This window comes from Anabaena sp. FACHB-595 (assembly GCF_048568275.1).
In the GTDB taxonomy this organism is placed as follows: Bacteria; Cyanobacteriota; Cyanobacteriia; order Cyanobacteriales; family Nostocaceae; genus Trichormus.
Map to the genome: position 1 here is coordinate 2,914,655 of NZ_CP183473.1, position 11,668 is coordinate 2,926,322.

General features: G+C 44.9%; 6 protein-coding genes. 4 read left to right on the forward strand and 2 right to left on the reverse strand.

The genetic code is table 11. From position 1 onward, the window contains the following. Positions 1–10: 10 nt before the first annotated feature. A complete protein-coding gene (locus tag ACN222_RS12145) occupies positions 11–6,157 on the reverse strand; it encodes a translocation/assembly module TamB domain-containing protein (protein WP_010996586.1) in 6,147 nt (2,048 codons plus the stop codon). A gap of 333 nt (positions 6,158–6,490) precedes the next feature. On the opposite strand from ACN222_RS12145, the gene ACN222_RS12150 reads away from it, so the two are divergent. From ACN222_RS12150 to ACN222_RS12165, 4 genes are all read left to right on the forward strand, one after another. Further along, positions 6,491–6,925 carry a DUF3110 domain-containing protein gene (locus ACN222_RS12150; protein ID WP_010996587.1) on the forward strand — a complete coding sequence of 145 codons (435 nt, stop codon included), beginning with the start codon at positions 6,491–6,493 and terminating at the stop codon, positions 6,923–6,925. A gap of 92 nt (positions 6,926–7,017) precedes the next feature. Then, entirely contained in the window at positions 7,018–7,941 is a 924-nt protein-coding gene (gene murQ / locus ACN222_RS12155; RefSeq protein ID WP_010996588.1) for an N-acetylmuramic acid 6-phosphate etherase, read from the forward strand. Between the two features lie 206 nt (positions 7,942–8,147). Then, the gene (gene modB / locus ACN222_RS12160) at positions 8,148–9,953 is read left to right on the forward strand and encodes a molybdate ABC transporter permease subunit (protein ID WP_010996589.1); all 1,806 of its coding nucleotides are present in this window, start codon (positions 8,148–8,150) and stop codon (positions 9,951–9,953) included. A gap of 254 nt (positions 9,954–10,207) precedes the next feature. Continuing rightward, positions 10,208–11,401 carry an MFS transporter gene (locus tag ACN222_RS12165; RefSeq protein WP_010996590.1) on the forward strand — a complete coding sequence of 398 codons (1,194 nt, stop codon included), beginning with the start codon at positions 10,208–10,210 and terminating at the stop codon, positions 11,399–11,401. Positions 11,402–11,441: 40 nt separating this feature from the next. Here ACN222_RS12165 and ACN222_RS12170 read toward each other — a convergent pair whose 3' ends face one another. After that, entirely contained in the window at positions 11,442–11,651 is a 210-nt protein-coding gene (locus ACN222_RS12170; RefSeq protein WP_010996591.1) for a hypothetical protein, read from the reverse strand. Positions 11,652–11,668 lie beyond the last annotated feature (17 nt).

Below are 11,668 nucleotides of genomic sequence, written 5' to 3' on the forward strand. Positions count from 1 at the left end.
TTACCCATTCTTAAAACCTGGTTTGATATTCAATTACTGCACGACTATCATCTTCTAAATTAGTAGAAGCACGTACACGAAATTCATCATTGATACGGTAATTAAGACCCCATTGGAAAGGATCATTTGCCGTTAGAATTTTGATGCTAGAAATAGAGAACTTGTTAGAAATATCTACTCCCGCTTCAGCTGCCAATTCTATACTGGAACCTACTCTACTACTATTACTATTACTAGCTTCTGGATTGTCAGAAATCACAGTGGGGAAAATTCGTAGTTCACTTAAACCAAAAGCAGTACCGATTTGATTAAAAGCAGATTGAAAGTTACCGAAAACAGCTGACCCGGCGATGTTAATTAAACCTAAGGTACTGTCCCCACGTCCTTGAGTATCGACAAATCCACCACCTAAAAGGGCGACTAATTCAGTTTCACTCCGTGAGGGGCTACTTCTTAATTCCAAGCTTTCATTCAGTCTGCTGGCTGGGCCTTTAATATTAGCTTCAACTCTCACAGTTTCTAAAGCACCTAACCCGACAGAATTAACTCTGTTTAGGTCACTGTTCTGCACCACCTCTAGCACTTTAGCCAGTAGTTGAATATCTAAATCAGGGTCACGGGGTTGATTAGCTCTAAAGGTGGCGGTATGTTCGTAACCACGAGTCAAGTTAAACTGAGTTGTAAATAAATTCACGCCACCTTTTCTTAAGCGAATAGTACCTACAGGTACAGGATCAGCTAAAGAACCATTAACTTTGAGATTCCCCGTAGCAGCGAAACTGAGAAGAGGAGGACGGGCAATTTCTACGTTTTTACCTAACTCCAGTTCTAAATTATTAAAACTCGTGTTGGCACTTGCAGTTGTGGGTGTATCTTGTTTGTTAAACTTCGTTAGTGAGATGGCAGAAACATTATTTGCAGGTTGGTTAGGATCACTAGATTCTGCTAATAATATTTGACCACTATACAAATCCACCTTACCGCCAATTCTAGGATTGAGGGCAGAACCAGTAACTTGAATATTTCCATTAGCACCGCCTTGATACAAGCCTTTGAGGTTAAGTTGTAACTGTTCAAGGTTGACAGTTAGAGGATTTTCGATAGCGACGCTACTGTTGTCGAATACGGGAATTGCTCCAGATGCTTGTACTTGTCCGCGACTAAATTTGCCTTCTAGACCTTCTACTAATATTTGGTCAGAATTAAACCGGACTCTACCTGTAACATCTCTGACTTTTTCTGGTAAAGCTTGAGCCGCAAAAGTAGCTTTTTGGATAGTAGCAATACCCTCGACTATAGGCTGTTCTCTGGTTCCGCTTACCTTCAAGTCTATTTGACCTTGACCGTCTTCAAAGGCTACTTGATTACTTAAGAGATTTAGTAGTGCCAATCCTTCATTTTCAACTTTGACATCTAAACTGATTTGATTGTTATCAGGAGCGACGGAGGCAAAAGGTAACTGATAAGGTATGCTACCTGAAATATTCACAGGTTGCGGCCCAGTAATAGCGACGGTACTACCAAAATTTAAGCGACCATTGGCGTAACTAAAACTAGCTGTGGCTGATTCCACAGGTTTTTGGTTGAGTGTACCCTCGGTGATTTGCCATTCTCCTCTGGCTTGAGGGTTGGCAATACTACCTGCTAAAGCTGCTGTCCCACTGAGATTTCCCGTCACACCGACTGGGAGATTGACGAAGTTATTGAGTAACTGAAGGGGAAAGTTATTGACGCGCAGTTGTCCAGATTGTTCGTTCCCGCCTACATTACCAGTGAAAGCTAACAAACTATTCTCGGACTCAATACGCACTGGTCGCAGCTGCAAAACTCCATCAGCAAAACTACCTTCAGCAATGATATTGTCGGCGCGATAAAAACGATTGGGTTCTGTTTCCTTACCCCAGACAAAGTTTTGACCATTCAAATTGAACTGTACTGCTAAACCATTAGCGGTGGCAGTGTCTACAGCCACTTCTCCGTTAAAAGTTCCTTGCAAATCTGCTAGGTTTGGTATGGGTGAAGCATTACGTTGTTCTTCTTGTTTGGCAACGATCGCATCAATTTCGTAAAAGCGTTTGATTTGGTCGAATAAAGACTGATCAGGCAAACCTTGGGCGTAGGTCTGGAGGTCAGAGGCCGTACCGTAGTTGGGTTCGTCTCCATTACCCTGGAAATCTTGTAAATCAAAGATTTGTGCTACTGTCAGCACATCTTGGATGTTACCTTGAGTGACGTTCAGCTTGCCTTGGACGCGGGGGCCTTTGGGGGTCAGCCCAAAATTACCAGCTAAGGCGTAACGACTGTTGCCTTTGATAAATTGGCTACTGGTGAGGGTGGCTGTACCATCACTGTAGCGGAATTGGGCTGTGAGACGATCGCCTTTAATTCTGCCAACTTCGGGATTAGCGATCGCCAAATTGACGTTAGTCGCAAATGTACGTTGGTTAAACTGCACATCCCCTGTTACTGTCCCGGCTACTCTACCAGCACCTAAACGCAGACTTGGCGGTGGTGACAAGTTGAACAGTGTTAAGGGGAAGTTGGCAACTTTCACAGCCCAATCATTGCCTTTAACTTGACCTGAGGCTAAGGCTTGTTGCCACTGTACTAGGAAGGATTGGGGGCGATTATTACTATCTAAACTCAGGGCAAGGCGATCGCTATTCCCGGCTAAATTTAAGTTTAATCCTTGTCCTGATTGAATCCTACCTGTTAATAAAGGTTCAAAAGCAATATTTTGGACTACTAAATCCTTTAAACTGAGTTGCCCGTTGACATTGGGCAAAGGTAATTTACCTGTAACTTTACCGTTAAAATCTGCTCTGCCTGTCACAGCTACTTGATTCGGTAAGGTAACTGGTAACTGTTGTAGATTAAAGTCTTGGGCTTGGACATTGAGATTAAGGGCGGTAATTTCTGGTATGCCTGGTCTGGTGGCGTTGGCTAAGATATCACCACTAATATTTAAACCGGGGGCTGTAGCTTGTTGAATTGTTAACCTTTCACCATTCCAGGCGATCGCAGCATTCAAGGGACGCTCAACACCAGGGAGGCCTTGAGTTAATTGTACCTGACCCCTAGCACTGACATCAGCTAACCGCGTCGAACCCAAGTTACCAGCTAGTTGCAACTGGCCAGCAAACTGACCCTGCAACTGTTGATTAAAACGATTTAACTCCACCCCAGCCGCCGCCACTACGGCTTGATAACGACCTTTAGCCAGTTGGATATTCGCCGCATTAATCGTACCCCCTCCCGCCACTTGTAGTTGTGCTTGACCATTGGCTTGGATGGTTTGGGGACTGAAGGATGCAGCAGAACCAGCAACATTAAATTGCCCGTTCAAATTACCTTGCAACTGGGGCGGTACAGCAGCTAAACGTTGTATAGGGACGTTATTGGCTTGTACTTGCGCCTGATAGTTACCATTTGCAACTCGGATGTTGGCGGCTGTGATTGTACCATTGCCTACATTTAACTGTGCTTGACCACTAGCTTGGATAGATTGGGGAGTAAAAGGTGCAACAGAACCAGCCAGATTTAATTGCGCGTTCAAATTACCTTGCAACTGGGACGGTACGGCGGCTAAACGTTGTACAGGGACGTTATTGGCTTGGACTTGCGCTTGATATCTACCGTTAGCTAATTGAATGTTAGAGGAGGTAATCGTACCATTGCCGACATTTAACCGCCCTTGACCACTAGCTTGAATTGATTGGGGACTGAAGGGTGCAACGGAACCAGCAACATTGAATTGTCCAGTTAAATTACCTTGAAACTTTGGTGGTACTGGGGCTAAACGTTGCACAGGAACGTTATTAGCTTGGACTTGCGCCTGATATGTACCGTTAGCTAATTGAATGTTAGAGGAGGTAATCGTACCATTGCCAACATTTAACCGTGCTTGACCACTGGCTTGGATAGATTGGGGACTGAAGGACTCAGCAGAACCAGTAACAGCAAATTTCCCCGTCAGGTTGCCTTGAAACTGGGGTGGTAAGGTTGCCAGGCGTTGCACAGGGACATTATTGGCTTGGACTTGTGCCTGATATACACCGTTAGCTAATTGAATATTCCCGGCCGTAACTGTTCCTCTACCTACACTAAGGCGGGCATCACCTGTAGCTTGTAAGGTTTTGAGGCTAAAATTTTCTCTATTACCGGCTACTTGGAATGTCCCAGCCAAAGGATTAGCTAAAGCTGGCGGCGCATTTTTCAGGATGCGTGCTAGGCGGACATTATTCGCCACCAATTTGGCGGCAAAGGCCTGGTCTTGCAGTTGAATGTTAGATACTGCAACTCTCCCGCCACCAATTTGCACCCCTGCCCCTTCTGTACGAATGCTGGCAATTTGAAAGGGTGTAGCAGTACCAGCCAGAATTAAACGACCGTTAAATTGCGCCCCTGCTAAGGAAACATTTTTGAGTTGATTCTGGTTGACAAATGGTGCCAAATTCACACCGTTAGCTTGAGCTACAGCCTGCCAACGTTCGTTAGCAAAATTGCCATAACCCCGCACCGTGCCACCAGCCACCCTCACAGCCACATTGCGAAAGTTAATGTTACGATTAGCACCGATAATCACTTCCCCGGTGGTGGGATAGACTGCCTGAGGTGCGGCAAAGTTTACCGAAGTCCTGACATTAGTAGGCGTACCTGTGACTTGGGCAGTAGCCGATACAGTGCCAATTTGAAATGGAGTATTAACATTGTATAGTTTGGCGATCGCATCTCCGGCTACATTCCTGGCAATAAAATTCAGATTCAGTTGGGGATTTTCCCCAAGTAAGATTCTGCCACCGCCAGTAATTGCTCCGCCTGTTGTGGTCTTGCCTTGAACATTTGCCAAACTAACTAAGTTGTCGTTAGGCGAAAACTCAAACTTACTACTAATACTTTGAAAATCAACTTTATCGATGCGGGCAGTATTAATAGTCCTAACTATACCTGAGAGAATAGGCTGATTTGCGGCTCCCACTACCTGTAAATCGGCTTGCAATTGTCCAGCCACAGGTACAGGCAATTTTAATTTGAGTGTGTTTTGGGCATTGGCTACACTCACTGAGTTAACACGCCCTGCAAGTTTATAGCCTGCTTTGGTGTCGATTATCCCTGCCGCCACTAGAGGGATGCTGCCATAGTTAGCCACAACATTTTCTAACTTTACTTCTGTGCCTTGGAAGTAAACATTAGCTTGGGTATTCGTCAATAGTTGCGGTGCGCGAGGAATTTGGACTGTCACCTTTTGCAAATCAGCACTGCCATATAGCAAAGGGGTTTGCCCTGGTACTAGCTCGACTCGCAAATCACCATTAACTTTACCGGCTGCTAAACCCACTGGCAACTTGACCAAGCGAGTAACATCCGCCGCCAGTAATTCTTGTCCTCGCACTTGAATATTCGCCGCAGTCGTCTTAGGACGTACTTCGCCCTCCATATCCACACTGCCTCCGCTATCGGATAGACCTTTAGCTGAGAACTTAATTAGCTGGTTGTTTTCCAGTAATTGAGCAGTTCCATTTAGTTGCGAAAATTCTAGTGGAGGCAGGAGGCAGGGGGGCTGGGGGCAGGAGGTAGGGGGGTATAAAGAAGATGAGGGGGATGTGGTTTTAGCTTCACCCACTGCCAAATTCCTCACCTGTGGCAGCAGCGATAACTTGCCATTGCGGAAATTGATATGATCTAAATCCGTTTTAATGGCTCCTGCTGCACCCGGTGGCGCTATGGTCGTAGTAATCCAGCGTCCTTGGTTATCCTGTTCGATGTAAACATCGGGATTAACTAAGGTCACATTTAGTTTTAACTGGCGATTAAAAACTAACAGCAGTGGATTAAAACCCACCTCCACTGCATCCACTGTTAACTTATCCGGGTCTGTAGGCGTAGGAGGAATGGACGAAGCCGCAAACTGTACTCCAGTTAACGAAAAATTAGTGACTTTTCCCAGTTGTACGGGACGGTTAAGAGTTGTAGTCAGACTTTCTTGCGCTAACGGTGTTAATTCCCTCTGTACAAAAGTCCATAAACGCCAAACACCTCCCATCAAACCCACAATTAAAAGTCCACCTACTGCCATACCGCCACGACTCAAAATCAGCAACCATAGACTCCTACGTGAGGTTTGTGGGCTTTGATTTTGCTTGGGAGGGTTATTCATGGTATGAGTTTACTTTTATTTGCTGGAGGTGGTTGACGCACTGCAAGCATTATTTGGCATTTGCGTTTACTATGCCAATACCAGGATACAAATCAATTGGGACTTTTGACATTCGGATCAACTCGGTGAGTGAAATTGACTAGGGGCTGTGGACTGTTGACTGAGAATTTTTGCTCCTTGCTACCCTACCTTTTCATCTCCCATATCCTCAATGCGGAAAAATAAGCCATTAATATTGTCAGTCAAATCTGAATTAAAGTGAAAATATTGCTGTGACTTTCCCAGGTACACGGTCTAGAACTTTAATTAATCAATAGACCTCGGAACATATAGATGATTACGCCAATGCGGGTTTTTGTTTTAATTTTTAACGCTAATACGGAAAATGAAGGGATTCATACCGTTCGTGTGGGCGACCGCAATAAAATTCTCATGTTTGAATCCCAAGATGATGCTGTCCGTTTTGCCCTCATGTTGGAAGCTCAGGATTTCCCCACTCCCACAGTAGAGGGGATTGATGTTGAGGATGTTAAGGAATTTTGCGCCAGTGCTAATTATGATTGGGAATTGATCCCAGAAAATAGCGACCTCGTAATTCCCCCAGATATTAACGTGGAAGAAACTGACTGGCAACCTGATGGTCAGTATGATGACGAGGATACTGATGACGAAAATTTTGAATCTGACCTAGTACCACCGGCTCAAGATTCGGAGTTTTCTGAGACTGAATTGGAAAATATTCGTCGCAAATTAGAAGGATTGTTGTAACTTAGTCGTTTAGTCATTAGAGACGTTTTATGAAACGTCTGTACATGGGGATTCTTGACTAAATTACATAATTGCAGGGGACATCAAAATACATGGCAGATTTGCAGGAACGTGGACATTTATTGACGGAACAAGTCAATCCTTTGAGTCAGAACTTAGACCAACTCAGTTCTCTGGAATTGGTGGAGTTGTTTAATAGTGAAGACCTCAAGACTGTGGAGGCAGTGGCGGCGGCTAAAGTCCAGATTGCAACAGCAATTGAGCAGACAGCCGATCGCCTGCGTCAGGGAGGACGCTTGTTTTATGTCGGTGCTGGAACCAGTGGTAGGTTGGGTGTGTTAGATGCGGCTGAGTGTCCACCAACTTTTTGTACACCCCCAGAGTTGGTACAGGGGATTATCGCTGGTGGTGCTGGCGCACTGGTACGCAGTTCGGAAGATTTAGAAGACCGGGCGGAAGATGGAGACGCAGCGATCGCTCAACGTCACATTACCCAATTAGATGTCGTCGTTGGGATTACGGCTGGTGGGACAACGCCTTTTGTCCAGGGTGCAATTAACTCTGCTCGTCAACGGGGAGCCTTGACAATTTTCATTGCTTGTGTTCCTGCTGAACAAGTGAGTTTTACAGCCGATATTGATATTCGTTTGTTAACAGGGCCAGAAATATTGGCTGGTTCTACTCGCCTCAAAGCCGGTACAGTTACTAAATTAACGCTAAATATCCTCTCGACTGGGGTGATGGTCAAGCTGGGCAAAGTTTACGGTAATCGCATGGTGGATGTAGCAGTCACAAATCAGAAATTACGCGATCGCGCTTTGCGAATTTTGCAAGACCTCACCGGGTTAAGTCGGGAAGCGGCTGGTTTCTTATTAGAACGTAGTAGCAAATGGGTCAAATTGGCGCTGGTGATGCACTGGACTGGTTTGGATAAAGACGCAGGCGATCGGCTTTTATCAGCACATCAAGGAAATCTGAGGGAAGCGGTTGCTAGTTATAAAAATCAAAATGATTAGTTAGTTGTCAGTTGTCATTAGTCAAAAATCTTGCAATGTTGACCGTTGACTGTTGACCGTTGATTTTTAAGTATATTCGGTAATTTGTTGTCATCTACCAACCTTTTGCGTAAAAAGTTGGTAGATTATTATTTGAAGCCAGAATGAGGAATCATAGAACTCTGACAGCTTAGTAATTACGAATTACGAACTATACATATATCACCATGCCAATTGATTTGTCGCCGCTTTGGATATCACTCAAAACGTCCTTACTTGCCACATTCATCACCTTCTTTTTAGGGATTGCTGCTGCTTATTGGATGTTGAGTTATCGAGGTAAAGGCAAATCTTTGATTGAGGGTATCTTTGTAGCTCCCTTGATTTTACCTCCTACGGTTGTCGGTTTTCTGCTACTGCTGTTTTTCGGGAAAAACGGCCCTATAGGGAAACTGATGGAGCCTTTTGATATCAGTATAGTTTTTACATGGTATGGGGCGGCGATCGCTGCGACAATTGTCTCTTTCCCGCTCATGTATAAAACCTCACTGGGAGCCTTTACCCAGATTGACGGTAATTTACTGCGGGTAGCGAGAACCTTGGGGGCTAGTGAATCTACTATCTTTTGGCGTATCAGTTTACCTTTGGCATTCCCTGGTATTGTAGCCGCGACAATGTTATCCTTTGCCCGTGCTTTGGGCGAATTTGGTGCAACTTTAATGTTGGCTGGGAATATCCCTGGACAAACCCAGACAATCCCAATGGCAATTTATTTTGCCGTGGAAGCCGGGGCGACGGACGAAGCGTGGTTTTGGGCAATGATGATTATGGTGATTTCCCTATCGGGGATTTTTGCTGTAAATTTTTGGCAAGAGGTGAGGGATAAGAAGGGACGAGGGGGACAAGTAAGACAGACAAAAGGACAAGGGAGTGAGGTAGTTTTATTGTCTGCGCCTGCTTCTCAAGTGGAAATGTTGGTAGATATAGAAAAACATCTGCCGAGTTTTCATTTAAAAGTTGCTTTCACCACCGATGAGCAACCTTTGGGGTTGTTGGGGGGTTCAGGTGCAGGTAAGAGTATGATTCTGCGGTGTATTGCGGGGATTGAAACACCTACCAGAGGGCGGATAGTTTTGAATGGTAGGGTATTATTTGATTCCGAACAGGGAATTAATTTGCCTAGCCGCGATCGCCGCATCGGTTTTTTAGTCCAAAATTACGCCCTGTTTCCCCACATGACAGTGGCGCAAAATATTGCTTTCGGCTTACCCAAAAAACTATCAGACAACAGTATGCGGGTGCAGGTAGAAGAACAACTGATCGCCATGCAGTTACAAGGATTAGGCGATCGCTATCCCCACCAACTTTCTGGAGGACAACAACAACGGGTAGCCTTAGCTAGGGCTTTAGCCAGTCAACCAGAGGCGTTGCTCCTAGATGAGCCATTTTCTGCCCTTGATACCCATCTGCGGAGTCAACTAGAACAGCAAATGACAGAAACCCTCACAAACTACCAAGGTGTGTCTTTGTTTGTCACCCATAACATGGAAGAAGCTTACCGGATTTGTCCCAATCTTTTAGTGTTGGAGGATGGTAGCCCAGTACATTATGGTTCTAAATATGAAATTTTTGAGCATCCCGCTACTGTGAGTGTGGCTCAAATTACTGGCTGTAAAAACTTCTCCAGTGCTGTTGTTCAGTCAGCGCAACAAGTAGAAGCAATAGATTGGGGTTGTCATCTCAAAGTGATTGCACCAATTCCCAACGAATTATCTCACATCGGTATCCGCGCCCATCAAATCACCTTTACCAATGACCCCAACCAAGAAAACACCTTCCCCTGCTGGTTAGTACGGACAAGTGAAACCCCCCATCGCATCACATTATTTTTAAAACTCCATTCCCCAGCCAACAGCCCACAAGATTATCACCTACAAGCAGAAGTCTTCAAGGAAAAATGGCTGACTATCAAAGAAAAACCATTTCCTTGGTATGTGCATTTAGATCCTCTACGCCTAATTCTGATGAACTAACATAAATATAACAGCGTCAATACTTAAACTCTTGTACTCAAGACTTTAGTCCTAAAAAAAGACTCCGCGCCCCTCTGCGCTTTCCTCCGCGCCTCTCTGCGTTTAAAAGTACATTTTCCAGCCATCTTCAGTAAAAAATTTATTACCTACTCCCACAACAACAAAGCACAGACAATCTAATTTTGCAGTTCACCAACAACTGTTGTTTGTAATTCAGTGTTTCAATATGAAAGCCGTAAATTACAAAGAATGGTATGCCACAGAAATCAGCTGCGTTGAAGTTTGTCATCTTATTGGGTTTCGTGAGCCTCTGTGCCGATGCGACCTATGAAGGGGCGCGCAGTATCACAGGGGCTTATTTACAGGTTTTGGGTGCTAGCGGCACTGTGGTAGGCTTAGTAGCTGGTTTTGGTGAATTGATTGGCTATGGATTGCGCCTAGTGATTGGTTATCTCAGCGACCAGTCACGCAAATATTGGGGAATTACAACTCTAGGTTACATCTTAAACACTGCCGTTGTACCATTGTTAGCCTTTACTGGCAGATGGGAAGCAGCCGCAGGTTTGATGATGGCTGAACGTACTGGTAAGGCTGTGCGTACTCCCCCACGAGATGCGCTGCTTTCCCACGGTGTGAGTCAAATTGGCAGAGGCTTTGGCTTTGGTTTACATGAAGCAATGGATCAGACCGGTGCAGTCATGGGACCTTTGGCTGTGGCTGCAATGGTCTATTTCCAGGGAGAGTATCGTCACGCCTTCACAATTTTGATTGTACCTGCGGTCTTAGGATTGGTGGTGTTGTTAGTATTACAATTTCTTTATCCCAACCCCAGTGATTTTGAAGAGGAAACAGAGGAACAAAAGCAACAAGAAGGATTACCGCGCATATTTTGGATTTATCTAGGTGCAGTAGCTGTTATTGCCGCCGGATATGCAGATTTTCCCCTAATTGCCTTCCATTTTCAAAAATCAGGCATTGCTACAGGGGAGACAATACCTCTGTTTTACGCCTTAGCGATGGGTGTAGATGCGATCGCTGCTTTAATATTTGGCTACGTATTTGACCGATTAGGCATTTCTATCTTAATCATCGCCGCTTTTATCTCATGTTTATTTGCCCCACTGGTATTTTTAGGTGATACCAATCTGGCACTTTTAGGCATAGCATTTTGGGGTATTGGTATGGGAGCGCAAGAATCCATTTTAAAAGCGGCGATCGCCGGCATGGTTCCCAAGCATAAACGCGCCACCGCCTACGGCATTTTCAGCACTGGCTACGGTCTATCCTGGTTCTTAGGCAGCGCTCTCATGGGGATTCTCTACGATCATTCCATCACTACATTGATCGTCTTCTCCTCTGCAACCCAGCTTTTAGCAATTCCCTTCTTCGTTTGGGTAAAACTAAAAGCCGATGATTCACCCCAAACAATTACAAATCAAGCGTCTTGAGGATTGGGGACTGGGGATTGGGTTAAAAACCCTTACACCCTTACACCCCTACACCCTTACGCATTTCTTCTCTAGCACGACGAGCCGCAGCAACCAGGTTGGCTTGTGTCTTCTGAAACGATTGTTCCCATCGTGCTTCATCTTGTAAATCGCTAATATACTCTCGAAAATGTTCTACAACTTGCGCCTGAATCTCTACAGGTAGAGACTCCATCATTTTGATAACTGTTGTAATTGCGGTGGATGACATTGCATAACTCCAACTTT